The 18142-nt window shown below is 69.6% G+C and carries 16 protein-coding genes; 9 read left to right on the forward strand and 7 right to left on the reverse strand.

What is annotated here, in order from left to right; genetic code table 11:
- Nucleotides 1-30: 30 nt before the first annotated feature.
- Nucleotides 31-1485 carry a trehalose-6-phosphate synthase gene (locus tag AB0I28_RS10390; protein WP_357491694.1) on the reverse strand — a complete coding sequence of 485 codons (1455 nt, stop codon included), beginning with the start codon at nucleotides 1483-1485 and terminating at the stop codon, nucleotides 31-33.
- 214 nt (nucleotides 1486-1699) lie between these two features.
- Here AB0I28_RS10390 and AB0I28_RS10395 point away from each other — a divergent pair, with 214 nt between their 5' ends.
- The 8 genes from AB0I28_RS10395 to AB0I28_RS10430 all read left to right on the forward strand — a co-directional run bounded on the left by AB0I28_RS10395 (nucleotide 1700) and on the right by AB0I28_RS10430 (nucleotide 8030).
- Complete coding sequence (locus AB0I28_RS10395; RefSeq protein WP_357491696.1) at nucleotides 1700-2074, forward strand: GntR family transcriptional regulator; 375 nt, start codon at nucleotides 1700-1702, stop codon at nucleotides 2072-2074.
- Nucleotides 2071-2967 carry an ABC transporter ATP-binding protein gene (locus AB0I28_RS10400; protein WP_357491698.1) on the forward strand — a complete coding sequence of 299 codons (897 nt, stop codon included), beginning with the start codon at nucleotides 2071-2073 and terminating at the stop codon, nucleotides 2965-2967. Before AB0I28_RS10395 ends, AB0I28_RS10400 begins: the two co-directional genes overlap by 4 nt.
- Nucleotides 2964-3719, forward strand: a complete 756-nt coding sequence (locus AB0I28_RS10405) for a hypothetical protein (protein WP_357491699.1) — start codon at nucleotides 2964-2966, stop codon at nucleotides 3717-3719. Before AB0I28_RS10400 ends, AB0I28_RS10405 begins: the two co-directional genes overlap by 4 nt.
- A 155-nt stretch (nucleotides 3720-3874) precedes the next feature.
- Nucleotides 3875-5566 carry an energy-dependent translational throttle protein EttA gene (gene ettA, locus AB0I28_RS10410; protein ID WP_357491700.1) on the forward strand — a complete coding sequence of 564 codons (1692 nt, stop codon included), beginning with the start codon at nucleotides 3875-3877 and terminating at the stop codon, nucleotides 5564-5566.
- Between the two features lie 3 nt (nucleotides 5567-5569).
- Nucleotides 5570-5998 (forward strand): thioesterase family protein, encoded by a 429-nt coding sequence (locus tag AB0I28_RS10415; protein ID WP_357491702.1) that lies wholly within the window; start codon nucleotides 5570-5572, stop codon nucleotides 5996-5998.
- Nucleotides 5995-6612, forward strand: coding sequence for a hypothetical protein (locus AB0I28_RS10420; protein WP_357491704.1), 618 nt, complete (start codon nucleotides 5995-5997; stop codon nucleotides 6610-6612). Before AB0I28_RS10415 ends, AB0I28_RS10420 begins: the two co-directional genes overlap by 4 nt.
- 63 nt (nucleotides 6613-6675) lie before the next feature.
- The gene (locus AB0I28_RS10425) at nucleotides 6676-7152 is read left to right on the forward strand and encodes a hypothetical protein (protein WP_357491706.1); all 477 of its coding nucleotides are present in this window, start codon (nucleotides 6676-6678) and stop codon (nucleotides 7150-7152) included.
- A 218-nt stretch (nucleotides 7153-7370) separates the two neighbouring features.
- Nucleotides 7371-8030, forward strand: a complete 660-nt coding sequence (locus AB0I28_RS10430; protein ID WP_357491708.1) for a YbjN domain-containing protein — start codon at nucleotides 7371-7373, stop codon at nucleotides 8028-8030.
- A 92-nt stretch (nucleotides 8031-8122) separates the two neighbouring features.
- Here the strand turns inward: AB0I28_RS10430 and AB0I28_RS10435 are convergent, their stop codons facing one another.
- From AB0I28_RS10435 to AB0I28_RS10455, 5 genes are all read right to left on the reverse strand, one after another.
- Nucleotides 8123-9571: a M1 family metallopeptidase gene (locus AB0I28_RS10435; RefSeq protein ID WP_357491710.1), complete on the reverse strand. Its 1449-nt coding sequence runs from the start codon at nucleotides 9569-9571 to the stop codon at nucleotides 8123-8125.
- 19 nt (nucleotides 9572-9590) lie between these two features.
- Nucleotides 9591-11099, reverse strand: a complete 1509-nt coding sequence (locus AB0I28_RS10440; RefSeq protein ID WP_357491712.1) for a M1 family metallopeptidase — start codon at nucleotides 11097-11099, stop codon at nucleotides 9591-9593.
- Nucleotides 11100-13008: 1909 nt separating this feature from the next.
- Nucleotides 13009-13419, reverse strand: coding sequence for a globin (locus AB0I28_RS10445; protein ID WP_357491714.1), 411 nt, complete (start codon nucleotides 13417-13419; stop codon nucleotides 13009-13011).
- A 59-nt stretch (nucleotides 13420-13478) separates the two neighbouring features.
- On the reverse strand, nucleotides 13479-14819 hold the full coding sequence (locus tag AB0I28_RS10450; RefSeq protein WP_357491716.1) for an MFS transporter: 1341 nt from the start codon (nucleotides 14817-14819) through the stop codon (nucleotides 13479-13481).
- A gap of 181 nt (nucleotides 14820-15000) precedes the next feature.
- Entirely contained in the window at nucleotides 15001-16008 is a 1008-nt protein-coding gene (locus AB0I28_RS10455; RefSeq protein ID WP_357491718.1) for a mechanosensitive ion channel family protein, read from the reverse strand.
- A 311-nt stretch (nucleotides 16009-16319) separates the two neighbouring features.
- Between AB0I28_RS10455 and AB0I28_RS10460 the strand changes: the two genes are divergently transcribed.
- Nucleotides 16320-16829 (forward strand): HNH endonuclease, encoded by a 510-nt coding sequence (locus tag AB0I28_RS10460; RefSeq protein WP_357491984.1) that lies wholly within the window; start codon nucleotides 16320-16322, stop codon nucleotides 16827-16829.
- Nucleotides 16830-16870: 41 nt separating this feature from the next.
- Here AB0I28_RS10460 and kynU read toward each other — a convergent pair whose 3' ends face one another.
- Nucleotides 16871-18130 (reverse strand): kynureninase, encoded by a 1260-nt coding sequence (gene kynU, locus AB0I28_RS10465; RefSeq protein WP_357491720.1) that lies wholly within the window; start codon nucleotides 18128-18130, stop codon nucleotides 16871-16873.
- Between the last annotated feature and the right edge of the window lie 12 nt (nucleotides 18131-18142).

Here is an 18142-nt window from a genome sequence, read left to right on the forward strand (position 1 = left end):
GCGATAGATCGTTTCGGACATGTTCAACGGTTATTGCGGCTTTGTTTCAATATTGCCGGGATTGTACGCGGTAGCCGCCTGCGGAACGCCGAGCGCGGTCAGGAAGGCGCTCGCCCAATGCCGGACATCGTGTCCGCGAAGATACCGCCGCATGGTTCGCATCCTCCGGACGCGGTCGACGGTATCGGCGTTGATGGCGTTCATAAGGGTGGTTTTCAGCCCGTCCAGGTCGTGCGGGTTGACCTGATAGGCCTGCCGCAGATCCCCGGCCGCCCCGGCGAACTCCGACAGGACCAGCGCCCCGCCGAGGTCGGTGCGCGAGGCGACGTACTCCTTGGCGACCAGGTTCATGCCGTCGCGCAGTGGGGTCACCATCATGACGTCGGCGGTCAGGTACAGCGCGGCGAGTTCCGCCCGGCTGTAGGACTGGTGGAGGTAGTGGATGGCGGGGAGTCCTACCCGGCCGAAATCACCGTTGATCCGGCCGACCTCGCGCTCCACGGCCGCGCGCAGCGTTTTGTAGTGTTCGACGCGCTCCCGGCTCGGTGTGGCGACCTGCACCATCACCGCGTCGGGCACCCGGAGGCGGCCTTCGGCCAGCAGCTCGCGGAACGCCTTCAATCGTTGCTCAATGCCCTTGGTGTAGTCCAGTCGGTCGACCCCCAGGATCAGCGTTCGGGGGTCGCCGAGCTCGGCCCGGATCTCCTTGGCCCGGCGCTGCACGGCCCCGCTGACCGCGGTGGCCTCCATCTCGGCGACGTCGATGGAGATCGGGAAGGCGTCGGCGCGTACGGTCCGGCCGCCGATCTCGACCTCCTTGCCGCGCGGCTTGAGGTCGAGCAGGTGGCGGGTCAGGCGCAGGAAGTTCTGCGCGGCCAGCGGGCGCTGGAAGCCGACGAGGTCGGCGCCGAGCAGGCCGTCGAGCAGTTCGAGCCGCTTGGGCAGCTGCATGAACAGCTCCACCGGCGGGAAGGGGATGTGCAGGAAGAAGCCGATCCGCACGTCGGGGCGCAGCCTGCGCAGCATCGCCGGGACGAGCTGGAGCTGGTAGTCCTGTACCCACACGACGGCGTGCTGGGCGGCGACCTCGGCGGCGCGCTCGGCGAAGCGGCGGTTGACGCGGACGTAGGCGTCCCACCAGCTGCGGTGGTAGCTGGGCGGCTCGACGGCGTCGTGGTAGAGCGGCCACAGGGTGGCGTTGGAGAAGCCCTCGTAGTACGAGGCCAGTTCGTCGGCGCTGAGCGGGACCGGGCTCAGGCGCATGCCGTCGAGCTCGAAGGGCTCGGGTGCTTCGCCGTTGCCGCCGGCCCAGCCGATCCAGGTGCCCTTCTCGTTCTGCAGGACGGGTTTGAGCGCGGTGACCAAGCCCCCTGGGCTCTGCCTCCACTCACGGCCGTCCTCGGTCATTACCTCGTCGACGGGCAGTCGGTTGGCGACCACGACAAAAGGCGCACCTTTGTCGGTTTGACCGCTTTTAGGAGACACGGGCTGGTTCCTCCTCGATCATTCGCATGCGTGGCGTGACGAGCCTACTGGCGCACGGTGACAGGAGGCGGGACCGTGATGGGAATCCGGCTACGTGATCGTCACGGCCGATCCTGACGCCGAGTTTAGTGGAGTACCCGATCCTTGTCAGCTTGGTTCACTGCCGCTATGGTTCATTACATGAGTAACGAACCGACGAGCCGGGCGGTGGTGGATGTTCGACGACGGGACGCCGATTTACCAGCAGATCGCCACCCGGATCAAGCGGGACATCCTCGACGGGACCATCGCCGAGGGTGAGCAGGTCATGTCGACCAACCAATACGCCGCCTTCTACCGGATCAACCCCGCCACCGCGGCCAAGGGCTTCCACCAGCTGGTCGAGGAGGACGTGCTCCACAAACGGCGCGGCATCGGGATGTACGTCACCGAAGGCGCCCGGGAGCGGCTGCTGGCCCAGCGCCGGGCGCGCTTCTTCGTCGAGGTGGTCGAACCGATGGCCGCCGAGGCGACCCTGCTCGGTGTACCCCTCGCCGACATCTTCTCGCACCTTGAAGAGCTGGAGACCCAGAAGAGGCGCATGCGATGAACCCCTCCTTCGAAGAGCCGAACAATGTCGTGGAGGTCGACGACCTGCGCGTCTCCTACGGCGACGTCACCGCCCTGGAAGGCGTCTCGCTGACCCTTGAGGCGAACAAGATCTACGGCCTGATCGGCCGCAACGGATCGGGCAAGACCAGCCTCATGTCCGTACTGGCGGCCTTCCGCCGCCCCGACTCGGGCCAAGTCCGCGTCGAGGGCCGCGACCCCTACGAGGACGCCGAACTCGCCTCGCGCATCTGCCTGATCCGCGAGAGCGGCGACCTGCCCACGGCGAAGGTCCGGCAGATCCTGTCGATGATCGCGCGGCTTCGCCCCGACTGGGACGAGGCCCTCGCCCAGCGTCTGCTCGCCCGTTTCAAGGTTCCGGCCGACCGGAATGTGATGAAGCTCTCCCGCGGCATGAAGTCGGCCCTCGGGTGCGTCATCGGCCTCGCGTCGCGGGCCCCGCTGACCATGTTCGACGAGTCCTACCTCGGCATGGACGCCCCCGCCCGCTACATCTTCATCGAAGAACTGCTCGCCGACTACGTCGAGCACCCGCGGACCTTCATCGTCTCCACCCACCTCATCGAGGAGTTCGCCCGCCTCTTCGAGGAGATCCTGATCATCGACAAGGGCCGGCTGATCGTCCACGACACCGTCGACACCCTCCGCGAGCGCGGGGTGGCCCTCAGCGGCCCCGCCGAGATCGTCGACCGCTTCGCACTGGGCCTTGAGGTGCTCGGCGAGCACACGCTCGGCCGGACCAAGCAGATCACCGTCTACTGCCACCCCGGCGACGACCTGCGCCGACAGGCCAAGGCCGCCGGCCTCGAACTGGGCGCGCTGCCGCTGCAGGACCTCTTCGTGCACCTGACCACTCGGGAGGACGCCCCGTGACCGCCGTCATCTCCGATCGCGGGCACCGCGTGCGCCGCCTGCGCGGCCTGTGGCCCACCTACCAGGGCATATTGCTGGGAAACCTCTGGTATCTCGGCTTCTGGGCGGTGCTGATCGTCGTCTACACCGGCATCGCGCTGGGGATCTGGCTGTGGGGCTCCACCGACATCAGCCTGTGGGAGACCTCGACGAACTCGACCAAGGGCACCATGGCGGCCGTCGGCGTGATGCTGGCGCCGGCCTTCCTGCCGATACTGGTCGCCGCCGGGTTGACGCGCCGGTCCTTCGTGGCCGCCGCGTCGGCCGCGCTGGCGACGCTCGCGGCGGGGTCGTCGCTGCTGGTGGCGCTCGGGTTCGTCGTCGAGCGATGGATCTACGCGGCCAACGAGATTCCCGGCACGCTGCAGAACGAGCACCTCTACGACGACACCTCCCAGCTGCACCTGGTCTTCGTCGAGAGTCTCCTGCTCCAGCTGGCCTACGCGGTCTCGGGGGCCCTGATCGGCCTGTGCTTCTACCGCTTCGGCGCCTTTCGCGGGATCCTGCTGATCCTGCCGTGTTCGGTCCTGGCGGCGAGCACGGAGGCGCTCATCACCGGCGGGACCTGGTTCGGCCCGGAGGTGGGCGCGGCGCTCGGCGCGGGCTGGCCGAGCTGGGCGCTGATCGTGGTGCCGGCCGCGGCGATCGCGGTGGGGCTGCTGATCGTGCGGGCACTGGCGATCGGCGCGGCCGTGCGGCCCCGCAAGACCTGAGCGGCCCGGTCCGCCGCGGCGGTGTGACGGCCGTCGCGGCACCGGGATGCCACCTGAGTTGGTGGCCGTGGCGGAGGCTTGACAAGATTGAGCGGCGTGTCCGCGCGCCGCATCGAGAAGCGACCACCGACCAGCTTTGTGAGGAAGACGCCACCGTGGCTCAGTTCATCTACACGTTCGAGAAGGCCCGCCGCGCTCTCGGGGACAAGGTCATCCTCGACAACGTCACGCTGTTCTTCCTCCCCGGAGCCAAGATCGGCGTGGTCGGCCCCAACGGCGCCGGTAAGTCCAGCCTGCTCAAGATCATGGCCGGCATCGACCACGTCACCAACGGCGAGGCCAAGCTCATGCCGGGCTACACCGTCGGCATGCTGGCGCAGGAGCCCAAGCTCGACGAGTCGAAGACCGTCCTGGGCAACGTCGAGGACGCCGTGGCCGACACCAAGGCCAAGCTCGCGCGCTTCGACGCGATCGCCGAGGAGATGGCCACCGACTACACCGACGAGCTGATGGAGGAGATGGGCAAGCTCCAGGAGGAGCTCGACCACGCCAACGCGTGGGAGATCGACTCCAAGCTCGAACAGGCCATGGACGCGCTGCGCTGCCCTCCCGGCGACGAGATGGTCTCCCACCTCTCCGGTGGTGAGCGCCGCCGCGTCGCGCTGTGCAAGCTGCTCCTGGAGGAGCCCGACCTGCTCCTGCTCGACGAGCCCACCAACCACCTCGACGCCGAGAGCGTCCTGTGGCTCGAACAGCACCTCGCGAAGTACCCCGGCACCGTCGTCGCCATCACCCACGACCGGTACTTCCTCGACCACGTCGCCGAGTGGATCCTCGAACTCGACCGCGGCCGCACCCACGTCTACGAGGGCAACTACTCCCTCTACCTGCAGAAGAAGGCCGACCGCCTGGCCGTCGAGGGCCGCAAGGACATCAAGCTCCAAAAGCGCCTCAAGGACGAGCTGGAGTGGGTCCGCTCCAACGCCAAGGCCCGCCAGACGAAGTCGAAGTCGCGCCTCGGCCGCTACGAGGAGATGGCCTCGGAGGCCGAGAAGACCCGCAAGCTCGACTTCGAGGAGATCCAGATCCCGCCCGGCCCGCGCCTGGGCAACACCGTGATCGAGGTCGACGACCTGGTCAAGGGCTTCGACGGCCGCACGCTCATCAACGGGCTGAACTTCTCCCTGCCGCGCAACGGCATCGTCGGCATCATCGGCCCGAACGGCGTGGGTAAGACCACCCTGTTCAAGACGATCGTCGGCATCGAGAAGCCCGACGCGGGCTCGGTCAAGGTCGGCGAGACCGTGCAGCTGTCCTACGTCGACCAGGGCCGTGAGGGCCTCAACGGCGACAAGACGCTGTGGGAGGTCGTCTCCGACGGCCTCGACCACATCATGGTCGGCAAGGTCGAGATGCCCTCGCGCGCCTACGTGGCAGCGTTCGGCTTCAAGGGCCCCGACCAGCAGAAGCCCACGAAGGTCCTCTCCGGTGGTGAGCGCAACCGCCTCAACCTGGCGCTGACCCTCAAAGAGGGCGGCAACGTGCTGCTGCTCGACGAGCCCACCAACGACCTCGACGTCGAGACCCTGTCCTCGCTGGAGAACGCGCTGCTGGAGTTCCCCGGCTGCGCCGTGGTCATCTCCCACGACCGGATGTTCCTCGACCGCGTCGCCACCCACATCCTCGCCTGGGAGGGCGAGGAGGTCGACGGCCAGGAATGGCCCACGCCGAAGTGGTTCTGGTTCGAGGGCAACTTCGAGGCCTACGAGAAGAACAAGATCGACCGTCTCGGCCCGGAGGCCGCCAAGCCGCACCGCGTCACCCACCGCAAGCTCACCCGGGACTGACCCATGGCCCGGTACGTCTACCAATGCCCGCTGCGCTGGTCCGACATGGACGCGTTCGGTCACGTCAACAACGCGCGCTTCCTCACGCTGTACGAGGAGGCCCGTGTGGCGTTGATGTTCAACGCGGCCAAGAAGCACGGGCTGGGCTCCTTCGCCGAAGGCGTCGTCATCGCCCGCCACGAGATCGACTACCTGCGTCCGGTGGACTACGGGATCGGCTCGGGCGACGGCGACGCCTCCCCGGAGGTGCGCATCGAGCTGTGGGCGAGCGAGATCCGCAACTCGGCGTTCACGGTGGACTACGAGCTCTACGACGACGGCCGGCTCGCCGGCCGGGCCAAGTCCGTCCTGGTCCCCTTCGACCTCGCCGGAGGCCGCCCGCGCAGGCTCAGCGGCCCCGAACGGGAGTTCCTGGAGGACTGGCGCGGATGAGCCGCGCCGACCCGCCCACCCTGGTCGAGGCGTCCAGCGCCGGCGACGCCGCCGAGTTCGCCGCCCGGGCCATGCGCTTCGGCCCCGACGCCCTCGTCCGCGTCCGCCCCGCCGGAGACGGCACGGGCAGGCTCTGGACCGTCCTGCCGTTTCGCGTACTGGCGTGCCGGACCGTCGCGACCTCCTTCACCGAGGACGCGACGGTCCGCGCCGCCGACCTCCGCCGCCCGCCCGGCTCGGCCGAGATCCCGGCCCGCCACGACGGCGGGTGGCGCACCACCCTCCCGGCCTCCGACGGCGAGGTCGTCGAAGTCATCCCCGGACCCGAACTCGCCCGCCTCGACCGCGCCGCCGCCGAGACCCTGCGTTCGCGCAGGGGACAGGGCATCGGCGACCGCAGGCTGCGCGACGCGCTCCTCGACCATGTCGCGGTGACCGTCGTGGCCGGCGACGTCGAGCACGAGGTGCCGCTGAGGTTGGTCGTCGGGCTGCTCCGCATGGGCCTGCACGATCCGGCCGAACCGGCGCGGGTGCGGCTGTCGGGCCGGCGCGTCGGACTGGAGGGCACGCGGGGCTCAGTGTGGCCCCTCGAAGCCGGGCTGCGCGTTCTCTAGCGCCGCAGCCGGTCTCCGGCGAGCGGGCGCTTCCTATGGTGTCACCTCCTAAGGAGGCAAACGATGAAGAAGTTCGTGGCCGTGGGCGTGCTCGTCCTCGCGGCACTGGCGGCCGGGGCGTGCAACAAGGCGCCCGGGACCGTCGGCCAGCCCGACGTGGGCTCCAGCGGCTCGTCGGCGCCGGCACCGGGCGGGTCTCCCGATGACAGCGCCTTCCCGTACCCCGGTGACAGCGGCCTGCCGGGTCGTCCCGGGCCCGGCGATCCCTCGGTTCCGGCCGACGGCCAACTCAATGTGGTGGTCAAGCTCAGCGGCCTCGGCAAGGCCGTCGCGGTCCACTACGGGATCAACGGCCAGGAGACCAACCTGCGCAGCGCCGACCTTCCCTGGGGGCAGCAGCTCAAGGCGACCTCCGGCCAGACCGTGACCGTCGGCGGCAGCGCTCCGGCGGGTGAGCTGACGTGCCAGATCCTGGTGAACGGCACGCAGGCCGTCGCCGACACCGGCCCTCTGCCCCAGTGCAGCTACACGATTCCGTAGCTCTGCGTGACCCCGGTCACCGGTACGGGTGATTCGCGACGAACGGCGGGTTCCAGGCGCATGAGCCGGGGATCCGCCGTTCGGTCGGTTTTCGGGTGGATCACGCGTGATCGGGACCGCTGACCCTGGCCAGGGCCCTCTACGCGCCGGTACGGTTCGGGACGGCGGCCGCACACGGGTCGCCGCTCACGGGAGACGGCAACACCAAGGGGACGGACATGGCATGGTGGCGCAGCCGCCGGGCGGGACAGGAAACGGCCGGCGCGAAAAACGACGTGGCGACGACGGAGGAGAACTCCGCCGAGAAGGCCACGGCGGTCAAGGCGGGCGCACCGAAGGTGCCGGCTCCGCGTGGCGCCGTCGATGACACCGTTCGCGAACAGCGGGTCCCCGACGGGCTCGACCCGAACCTCGCCGCCGACCTCGACCGGCTGACCCGCAACGCGGTGCAGGCGACAACGGTCCGGCGGCTGACGACCGAGCGCATCACCGCGGCCCTCAAGCGCCTCAAGATCCGCTACCTCACCGACGAGAACGGCGCCGTCCTGGCGATGTGGGAGCGCCACGTGCTCCAGATCGCCTGCGAGGGCCCCGGCGGGGAGATCCTCGTCCTGCGCGCCCGCGCCTACACCACCGTCGCCCCCGAGTGGGTAGACCGGGCCTACACCGCGGCCAACGAGTGGAACCGCACCCGCCGCTTCCTCAAGTCCTACGTCGGCGCCGAGACCGAGAGCGGGCAGTTCCCGCTCTACGGCGAGGTGCAGCTCCCGCTGGTGCCGGGCCTGCACGACGCGCTGCTCGACGAGGTCATCGACTGCGCCGCCGCCGTCTCCGGATCGTGGGCCGACTGGCTCTACGACGAGGGCGCGGTGCTCTAAAGCCTTCCCCCACCCCCCGGTGCCCCGGTCCGACGGATCCCCCTCCGCCGGGCCGGGGCACGTTCCGTTCTCCGCCCGGCGAGTCTCCTCGGTCAGGTCGCCGGCGTGGTCGGCGAGTCGAGCCACGCGTCGACGAAGCCCGTCAGGTCCTCGTCGCCGTAGCGGTTCACCCACGCGGTGAACGAGGCCCGATCCTGCGTGGTGTTCGGCTGCTCCTGGACCCATTCGCGCAGCATCCGCTCGAAGGTCTCCGCGCCGAGCTCGCCGCGCAGTTCGTGCAGCATCAGGGCCGTGCAGAAGTAGACGTTGCGGGCGGCGAAGGCGGCGGGGTCGTAGGCGCCGGGCGGGCCGTAGTCGCCGCGCAGCTCCTGGTCGGCGTCCCGCCACACCGCGACCGCCTCGGCCTCCGTGAGCAGACCCTCGTCGACGGCCCACATCGCCTCGGCGTAGGTCGCCATCGACTCGTTGAGCCACACGTCGCGCCAGTCGCGCGGTGACACCGCGTCGCCGAACCACTGGTGCGCCAGCTCGTGCAGCAGCACCCGCTGGGTCCGCGGCCCGCCGAGGGAGGCCAGGCCCGCGCTGATCGTCACCGTCCCCTGCGTCTCCATGCCCGAACGACCGCCGACGACCACGACACCCGCCTGCCCGAAGGGATAAGGCCCGTAGCGGGCCTCCAGCCAGCTCAGCATGTCCGGGATGCGCGCCACGGCGTCCACCCACTCCGGCGGCGCGTTCTCCGGCAGCCACGACATCACGCGCACCCCGTCGCCGAAGACGCCCTGGTCGTGCAGGGTGAAGCGCCCGACGGCCAGCGTCGTCACGTAACTGGCGACGGGTTCGGGGGAGTGCCAGACGCTGGTCTGCTCGCCGTCGGCGACCTCGGTGCCCATGTGCTCGCCGGTGGCCACGGCGGTCCAGCCCTCGGGCGTGGTGACGCTGAAGTCGTAGAGGGCCTCGTCGGAGGGGTGGTCGTTGACCGGGTACCAGGTGAAGGCGCCGTAGGGCTCCTGCATCGTCCACAGTGAACCGTCGGAGTCGACGTTCATGCCGACCCCGGCGGCCATGTCCGGACGCTCGGCGGGAGCCGCCACCGGGGCCGGGACCCCGTGGTAGGTGACGGTGAGCAGGATGTTCTGGTCCTTGTGGACGGTCGCCGGGACGGCCAGGTCGTGCCCGTCGTGCGTGGCCGTGACGACCTGCCCGCCGACGGTCGCCTCGGTGACCGTCAGGCCCGCCGCGAGATCGAGGCGCAGTTCGGTGGCGTCGCGGACCGGCCGGATCGTCAGCGCGGCGCGACCGTGGAGGACGGCGCCGTCCGGGTCGTAGCGAAACGACAGGCCGTAGTGCAGGACGTCGACGGCGGGATTGCCGTACGCGGGGTAGAGCGGGTCGGCGACCGGTTCACTGAGGCCCGCCGACAGGTCGGCGGGCGCCTCGGGCGCGGGCGGCGGTGGCTCGCCCGAAGTGGACGAACAGGCGGTGAGCAGGGCCGTCGCCGCTAAGAGCGCGGCGATCCCCCCGGTTGCTCGCGTGTGCATGCGTCCCCCGTTCCGCCGGTCACCGTGGAGTCGTCGGTGAGTCCAGCCATTCGTCGATGAGCCCGGTGAGGTCCTCACCGGCGTACTGGTTGACCCACGCGGTGAAGCTCGCGCGGTCCTGATGCGTGTTCGGCTGCTTCTGCACCCAGTCGCGCATCATCTCGGTGAACCGCGCCTCGCCGATCACCTCACGGATCTCGTACATCATCAGCGCCGTGCACACGTAGACGTTGGAGGACGCGAACTGCCGCGCGTCGTAGTCGCCAGGCGCGCCGGCCTCGTCGCGCAGGGCCTGGTCGAGGTCGCGCCAGTTCTCGACGACCTCGCGCTCGGTCAGGTAACCCTGGTCGGCGTTCCACATGTCCTCGATGTAGGTCGCCATCGACTCGTTGAGCCACACCCCGCGCCAGTCGACGGGCGTCACCGCGTCGCCGAACCACTGGTGGGCCAGCTCGTGCACGAGGATGCTCTCGATGACCTCCTGGCCCAGCGCGCCCAGCGCCGCGCTGAAGGTGATCATCTCCTGCGTCTCCATCGCCGACTCCCCGCCGACGAGCACCACGCCCGCCGAGTCGAAGGGGTAGGGGCCGTAGCGCTCCTCGATGTAGGCGATGTGCTCGGGCATCTTGCGGATGGCGTCCTCGAACACCCGCATCTGCCCCGGCGGGACCCAGGCGGTGATGGGCAGACCGTTGGGGCCGCTCAGTTCCAGCTTCTCGAAGCGGTCGACGGCCAAGGTCGTGAGGTAACTGGCGACCGGGTCGGCCGAGTGCCACGCGAAGGTCGTCTCCCCGCCCGAGGGCGTCTCACCGGCGAAGCTCCCGTTGGCCACGCCCGCCCAGCCTTCGGGGACGGTGACGGTGATGTCGTAGAGCGCCTCGTCGGAGGGGTGGTCGTTGACCGGGTACCAGGTGAAGGCGCCGTAGGGCTCCTGCATCGTCCACAGTGAGCCGTTCGGTTCGGGGCGCAGCCCGATGCCGTCGCCGGAGAAGTCCTCCCGCGTCGTGGGCGCCGGGGCCTTCTCCGGAACGCCGGAGTAGCCGATCTCCACGACAGCCTGCGCGCCCACCGGCAGACCCGTCAGGACACTGAGGTCGTAGCCCGACTGGGTCACCGCGACAGCCGTACCGTCGACGGTCACCTCGCCGACCTTCAGGTTGTCGGCGAAGTCGAGGCGCAACTCCGAGATGGTGGTGACGGCTCGGACCGTGAGCGTGGCGGTGCCGTCGAGGACCGTGGACTCGGGGTCGTAGGCGAGGGCGAGACCGTAGTGGAGGACGTCGATGTCGGCGTTGCCGAAGTCCGGGTAGAGCGGGTCGGCGACGGGTTCGCTTTGGCCGGCGGTGAGGTCGGTGGGGGCTGGGGTGGGGGCGGGGGTGCCTGCGGCGGGTGGGTCGATGCGGGTGGGGGGCGTGCACGCCGCGAGGAGGCTGAGGGTCGCGAGGGTGGCGAGGGTGGCGCGGGCGCGGTGGGCGCGGTGGGTGGTGCGGGCGCCGTGGGCGCCGCGGAAGGTACGTCGCCGGATCATGTCCACCCCACACTCTGTCGATGCCGTGACGGGTGGGAAGTGTAGCCGCAGGGGGCGAGGGGAGGGTGGGGGAGATCGAGGGGGGTGGATGGGAGGGGCGTGCGGGGGTTGGTTGCGCACCAGGTGGCTTCTTGGGGCTTCTTTCGCCTCGCCTCCTTTTCGTGACCCGTCTTCGATGTGCGCGGTCCGTCCTGCGGCTGTTCCTTGGCAGCCGCCCACCCTGCTGGTATTTTTCTGGCTCCGCTGCGCGTTTCTGGCTCCACTGTGCGTTCGCTCTGCTTCGCCTGTCGCGGCGTGCTTTGCCTTCCCCGCTGAAGGGCCGCTTCGTGCTTCCGCTCGCAGTCTTTCGGCTCTCTGCTTCGCACTGCTCTGGCCGCCCCGTCGCGTTGCCGATTCCCGCCGCTCTTCACCGTCCCCCTGGCTTCATCGTCCCCCGGCTTCACCGTCCCCATCCCGCGTCTCCAGCTCTCGTGCCTGGGCGCAGCCCTGTTCCTTCCCGTCTTCCCGTCCCGCCTTGCCTTGACTTGATTACCCGTCGCTCTCGACTGCCGCGCGTTCCCGGCACCCGCTCCCGGCACCCGCTCCCGGCACCCGCTCCCCTCGTCATGCCTTTGTTTGCTGCCTTGCGATCCAGCCTCGCCTTGCCCTGGCTTCATCACCCGCCGCTCTTCAGCCCACCACCGCGCGTTCCCCGGCTCTCGCACTGCTGCGCCCCACGGTCCTACGGCCCCCAACCCCTGGCCTTGGCCTTGGCCTCCGCCTCACGCCTGCGCGCCAGCACCTCATCAACGCCACTCGTTTCGCTCCTGCGCGTTCGCGCCTCGCGCCTTCGCGCCCTCGCGCCAGCCCGTACGCCTTAGCTCCGGCGGTGCTCGCTTCCATCTCGTGCGGCTGCTGGGGTTCCTTGCGTAAGTTCCTGGGGCGCTGCCCCAGACCCCGGGCCTCGCTCTGGAAACGGTGGGGTGCCTCGTCCTTGGGCTCTAGCGCCCCACTGGCGCTTCACCCTGCAGAAGGTTTGGGGTTGTGTGCTTGGGGTGTTTCCGTCTCACGGCCTGTTCAAGGGCACCTGGGGAACCTGCCGGGGTCAAGGGAAAACCCGCCCTTGACCCCGACAGAACCCCCCAGGAAGATCCAATCACCGGCCGACCGACGGAAACACACCTCCAGGCGAGGCTTCTGCCGTGCTTCGCACGGTTGATGCGGACGCCGAAGACGTCAGCGGCAGCCGCACACGAGATGGTGCGGCCAGCAGCCGCGCACGAGACGGTCCGGCCACCAGCCGCCACGAGACGGTTTTAGCGGCAGCGGCACACGAGATGGTGCGGCCAGCAGCCGCGCACGAGGTGGTTCGGCCACTAGCCGCCCACGAGACGGTTTGAGCGGCAGCCGCACACGAGGTGGTTCGGCCATCAGCCGCGCACGAGACGGTTTGAGCGGCAGCGGCACACGAGGTGGTTCGGCCGTCAGCCGTGCACGAGAAGGTTCAGCCACCAGCCACCAGCCACCAGCCATCAGCCGCACACGAGCCGGTTCGAGCGGCAGCGGCACGCGGGATGGTTCTGCCATCAGCCGCGCACGAGAGGGGTTCAAGTGACAGCCGTACCCGCGTGGCTTCAGTCTCTGCGGCACGCGATCGTGTCCGGCGTTATACCTCACTTAGGGGCGATTCCCGTGCCCCACGCCACCGTGCCGCGCTTCCGGGCCCCACGCCATCGCGCATCGCGTTCCCGTACCTTGCGAGTGCCCTGGTGTCTCGGTGCGTCAATCCTCATCCGCACTCTTCGTCACGTTCCGCACTGACGTGCCACCGCGCATCGCGCCCCGCGCCCCGAAAGCGCCCTACCGCGCTCACGTGCCCAGTGCCGCGCTCAGTACCCCGCCAGCGCCCCCGCCGTCCTCCGCGTCGTGCCTACGCGTTCAGCATGAAGTGCGCCGCCCGCTCCATGTACTCCCACAGCGGCTGCTCCAGCTCGGGTGGGAGGTCGAGGGAGTCGATGGCGGTGCGCATGTGCTTCAGCCAGGCGTCGCGGGCGGCGGCGTCGACCTTGAAGGGGGCGTGCCGCATTCGTAGGCGGGGGTGCCCGCGTTCGTCGGAGTAGGTGTGGGGGCCGCCCCAGTACTGCTCCAGGAAGAGCTGGAACCTCCGCGCGGCCGGTCCGAGGTCTTCCTCGGGGTACATGGGCCGCAGCAGCGGGTCGGTGGCCACGCCCTCGTAGAAGACGCTCACCAGCCGCTCGAACGTCGCCGACCCGCCGACCGCCTCGTAGAAGCTGGTGGGGACCGGTGTGTTCGTCAACGAGAGGTTCGGCTGCTCGGGCACGTGTTCATCCTGCCAGTGGTCTCGTGGTGATGGAATCCAAGGCGAGGCCCGTCACATTCTCAGGCGTCGGCCTTGGCGGCGGCGTCGGGGCGACCCAGCGGCGCGGGCTTCGGCTTCGCCTCCTCTTTGGGGGGCTCGGCCGGTTCCCGCGGCGCCGGCGGCTTCGCCGCGACGGTCGCTTCCTCAATGGTGCGCGCCGAGGGCCACGTGAGCACAAGCAGACTGACGAGGATCACACCGGCGATTCCCCACATACCGACCGAGTCGGTCATCGACAGGGACGTATTGGCCAGCGCACCGACCCCGAGGACCGCGGCGCCCTGGGTGAGCATCACGCCGGTCTGCATGACGCCGAAGGCGCGCGCCCGGAAGTTGCCCGGCAGCGTCTGGACGAACAGCCCGTTGAGGGCCATGAGGATGCCGCCGGCGAGGTTGACCAGGGCGGTCATGACCATGACGACGGGGAGGGAGGGCTCGAACATCGCCGGGATGAGGATCAGCGGGGTGACCATGGCGATGGGGCGGATGACCTTCAGCCTTGTCGACGGCTTCATGAAGCGGCCGATCACCAGCGATCCGATCGCCGACCCGATGGGGGCGGCGGCCATGATGGCGCCCTGCATGTAGCCGTCCCCGCGCAGCTCGGCGGCCCAGGCGGGCGCGGCGGCCTCGGGGATGATGGCGAAGCCGACGAGCAGGAACACCAGCAGCGCGATCGAGCGCAGGACCCGGTGCGAGAACACGAGTTTGATGCCCTCGCCGGTCTCGCGGAACAGGTTGCGGCGGACGTTCGTGGCGCCCTCGGCGGGGCGTGAGGCCACGAAGATCCAGATGAGCAGCGCCGACAGGGCGAAGGTCCCGGAGTCGAGGAGCAGGGCCAGTCCGGCGTTGACGGTGGCGAGCACGCCGCCGACGAAGTAGCCCGACAGCTGCGCGATCTGCCGCGTCATGCCCTGCACGGCGATGGCCAGGACGTACCGGTCGCCTTCGAGGATCTGGGGGAGCATCGCCGACCTGGCGGCGCGCTCGGCGGGGGTGACCATCGCGACGGTGAACAGCAGCGCCAGCATGACCGGCAACGGCATGCCGGGGATGGCGATCAGCGCGACCAGCACCATGCGCAGCACGTCGCTGATCATCATGGTGCGCCGGTAGGGGTAGCGCTCGACGAGCGCCGAGAGGATCGGCGCGCCCAGCAGGTAGGGCGCGTAGCTGACCGCGAAGGTCGCCGCCGTCAGGAGTGTGTCGCTGGTCTGCTGCCACACCAGGAACGTGACCGCGACGCGCGCGAGCATGTCGCCGAGGACCGACATCGTCTCGGAGACGAACAGCGCGCGGTACTCCCGGATGGCGAAGATCTCGCCGAAGGTGGCGGTGCGTTCCTGCGGCCCCTCAGACACCCTGGCTTCGCCTTTCCCCGACGGTTGCTGCGGATCACCGGCCACATCGGACGTACGCCATGCGCCGACATACTTTCGTCACCCGAGTCTGCCCTATCGGCTGATGTCTTGGGTAGCCCGGGGATCGTTCTGCCGCCTTAAAAGTCGCTAATAGTCGGACTTCTGACGATATTGCGAAGCCTTATTTGACCGGAGCGTTACCACCAGAGCGCATCTGAGCCTGCAAATCGGTCAATCCGGCGGCGATCCCGGCGACCCGCATCGCCTCACTGATCCGCGCGCGCAGTTCACGTCCGAGCCCCCACTGGGAATCCGGGTCGGTCTTGAGGCTCACGCGCAGCGTCGTCGCGTACGGCGTCACGCTCTCGACGCCCAGCAGCTCCGGCTCGGCGAGCATCACCCGGCCCCAGCGCTCTCCCTCGGCGACCGTGTCGAGAACCTCGGTGATCACCTCGCTCGCCTTCTCGATGCTCTCCGTCGGCGCGATCGGCACGTCGATGATCACCATCGCCCAGCCCTGGCTCATGTTCCCGACCCGGATGATCTCGCCGTTGCGGACATACCAGAGCGACCCCTTGGCGTCGCGGATGGTGGTCACGCGCAGCCCGACGGCCTCCACCGTCCCCGACGCCTCGCCGAGGTCGACGACGTCGCCGACCCCGTACTGGTCCTCCAGCAGCATGAACATCCCCGAGATCACGTCCTTGACCAGCGCCTGCGCACCGAAGCCGATCGCCAGCCCGACGATCCCGGCACTGGCCAGCAGCGGACCGAGGTTGATGTTGAACTCGGCGAGGATCAGCATCGTCATGATCGTGAAGATGACGCCGGTGACCATCGACCGCAGCACCGAGCCCAGCGCGCGCGAGCGCTGGCGCCGGCGCTCGCCGACGATGCTCGCCGGGGAGCCCAGCACGGCCGGGACCTTCTCCTTGAACGGGCGCAGGATGCCCGGCGACTTGCCCTCGCCGTTGGCGCTCGTCATGCGGGTGATCGCCCGGTTGATCAGGTTCCGGGCGAGCAGGCACAGCAGGATGATGAAGATGATGCGCAGCGGCTTGACGATGACCTCGCCGCTCTCGGCCAGCCAGGGGATCTTCGTCCACTGCCAGAGGAGGTCGCACGCCGAACCGGCGTCGGTGCTGGTGGTGCAGGCCGGGGGTTCCTCGGCGATCAAGGTGATGGACACGGGTCCTTAGTACCCCACGTAGCTCGGCGGCGTACCTGCCGGGTGGTCCGCCGCGCCCAGGGGCGGGTCATCGTCCGCCCGCAAGCGGTATGGAGGGGCACCGATGTGGGCGAATCCGGCACCGCGGCCCCCTCCCGCTTTCGGTCGGTGTTGCCCGCCGGACGTCCGCGCGTGGCCAGGTGCGCCCCTTGGACACCCCACGGATTCATACCGCTTGGTTAATGGGCATGCATTTGTCGGGCACATGAGTAAGACTTGCAGCGGTAACAGGAGGTGAGGCGGTGAGTGGAACACACATACCGAGCCCGGGACTGACGACCAACGGCCATGCCGCGCTGGTCCTGAACGCCACGTACGAGCCCCTGTGCGTGGTATCGGTCCGGCGTGCCGCGGTGCTGCTGCTCTCCGAGAAGGCCGAGGCGATCACGCACGGGGAAGGGTTCTTGCAGAGTGCTCTCAAGACCATCCCGATCCCCTCGGTGGTCCGGCTCAATCGATACGTCAAGGTCCCGCACCTGAGAAAGGTGAGCCTCTCCCGGCGGGCGATCTTCGCCCGCGACCGGTGGCGCTGTGCCTACTGCGCCGGCCCGGCGGAGACGATCGACCACGTCATGCCGCGAAGCCGCGGCGGCGGGCACGTGTGGGAGAACGTGGTGGCCGCCTGCGCGCGGTGCAACCACAAGAAGGGCGACAAGACCCCCAAGGAAATGGGCTGGCGCCTCGCCACGGTCCCGTCGGTGCCCAAGGGCGCCGCCTGGCGGGTCCTGGGCCACCGCACGCCCGACCCCCGCTGGGAGTTGTGGTTAGGCAGTCGTAACTGAGCCGGACGCCCCTCACATGACGTGAGGGGCGTTCGTCCGTCTCAGGTGACGCGGCCGGGCTTGGCGTCGAAGGACAGGTGCCGCTCGTCGGCGACCAGGTCGCGCAGGCGCGACAGTCCGGTGTGGACGTCGGTGAAGCTCGTGTAGAGCGGTGCCAGGCCGAGGCGCACGCGGTCGGGCGTCCGGTAGTCGGGCACGACCTTCGCCTCGCGCATGGCCTGCGCGATGCGCCAGGCGTCGGGGTGGTGGACGGTGACGTGCCCGCCGCGGCGCTCGTCCTCGGCCGGTGTGGACACCGAGAAGCCGAGCGGGACGAGCCACGACTCGGCGAGGCGCAGCGCGTACGAGGTCAGCAGCGTCGACTTCGCGCGGATCGCGGCCATGCCGGCCTCGGCGATGATCCGCGCGCCCTCGCGAACGGCCGTCACGCCCAGTACCGGCGGCGTGCCGACCTGGAAGCGCTCGACGCCGTCGGCCGGGTCGTAGTCGGCGCCCATCGCGAACTGCTCGCGCTGCCCGAACCAGCCCCAGATCGGCTGCCGCAGCGAGCGCTGCAGGTCCTCGCGCACGTACAGGAAGGCCGGGGCGCCCGGTCCGCCGTTGATGTACTTGTAGGTGCAGCCGACGGCGAGGTCGACGTCGGCGTCGTCGAGCGCGACGGGGACCGCGCCGGCCGAGTGGCACAGGTCCCACAGGGTCAGTACGCCCGCGCGGTGGGCGGTGGCGGTGATCGACGCCATGTCGGCGATCGCGCCCGAGCGGTAGGACACGTGCGAGAGGCACAGCAGCGCGCCCCGCTCGTCGACCGCCTCGGCGACGGCGGCGGCGTCGACGCCCTTGTCCAGGTCGGTGCGGATGGTGCGAAGCTCCAGGCCGCGCTGGGCGGCCAGGCCCTGGAGGATGTAGCGGTCGGTGGGGAAGTTGTCGTCGTCGGTGATGATCACCGAGCGGTGCGGGACGGCGTCGAGGGCGGCCGCGGCGAGCTTGTAGAGATTGACGCTCGTCGAATCCGAGACGATCACCTCACCCGCCCGCGCGCCGACGATCTCGGTCGCGATCAGGTCGCCGGTCTCGCGCGCGAGGTCGATCCAGTGGTCCCACGCGCCGATCAGCTCGCCGCTCCACTCCTCGTCGACGACCCGCCGGATCGCCTCCCGGGTGGCCTTCGGGGTGCGCCCGAGGGAGTTGCCGTCCAGGTAGATCACATCGGGGTCGCCGATGACGAAGCGCTCCCGGAAGGGCGCCAGCGGGTCGGCCGCGTCGAGCCCGGCCGCCTCGTCGAGGGGATGATCGATCGCCATGACGAATATGAG

This window comes from Phytomonospora sp. NPDC050363 (assembly GCF_040655735.1).
Classification (GTDB): Bacteria; Actinomycetota; Actinomycetes; order Mycobacteriales; family Micromonosporaceae; genus Phytomonospora.

What these genes read in the sequence shown, in the direction of transcription:
- AB0I28_RS10415 (WP_357491702.1), top strand. Translation starts at nt 5,570, where the DNA reads ATGGCCCGGTACGTCTACCAATGCCCGCTGCGCTGGTCCGACATGGAC.
- AB0I28_RS10420 (WP_357491704.1), top strand. Translation starts at nt 5,995, where the DNA reads ATGAGCCGCGCCGACCCGCCCACCCTGGTCGAGGCGTCCAGCGCCGGC.
- AB0I28_RS10400 (WP_357491698.1), top strand. Translation starts at nt 2,071, where the DNA reads ATGAACCCCTCCTTCGAAGAGCCGAACAATGTCGTGGAGGTCGACGAC.
- AB0I28_RS10435 (WP_357491710.1), bottom strand. Translation starts at nt 9,571, where the DNA reads ATGCACACGCGAGCAACCGGGGGGATCGCCGCGCTCTTAGCGGCGACG.
- kynU (WP_357491720.1), bottom strand. Translation starts at nt 18,130, where the DNA reads ATGGCGATCGATCATCCCCTCGACGAGGCGGCCGGGCTCGACGCGGCC.
- AB0I28_RS10425 (WP_357491706.1), top strand. Translation starts at nt 6,676, where the DNA reads ATGAAGAAGTTCGTGGCCGTGGGCGTGCTCGTCCTCGCGGCACTGGCG.
- AB0I28_RS10430 (WP_357491708.1), top strand. Translation starts at nt 7,371, where the DNA reads ATGGCATGGTGGCGCAGCCGCCGGGCGGGACAGGAAACGGCCGGCGCG.
- AB0I28_RS10440 (WP_357491712.1), bottom strand. Translation starts at nt 11,099, where the DNA reads ATGATCCGGCGACGTACCTTCCGCGGCGCCCACGGCGCCCGCACCACC.
- AB0I28_RS10395 (WP_357491696.1), top strand. Translation starts at nt 1,700, where the DNA reads ATGTTCGACGACGGGACGCCGATTTACCAGCAGATCGCCACCCGGATC.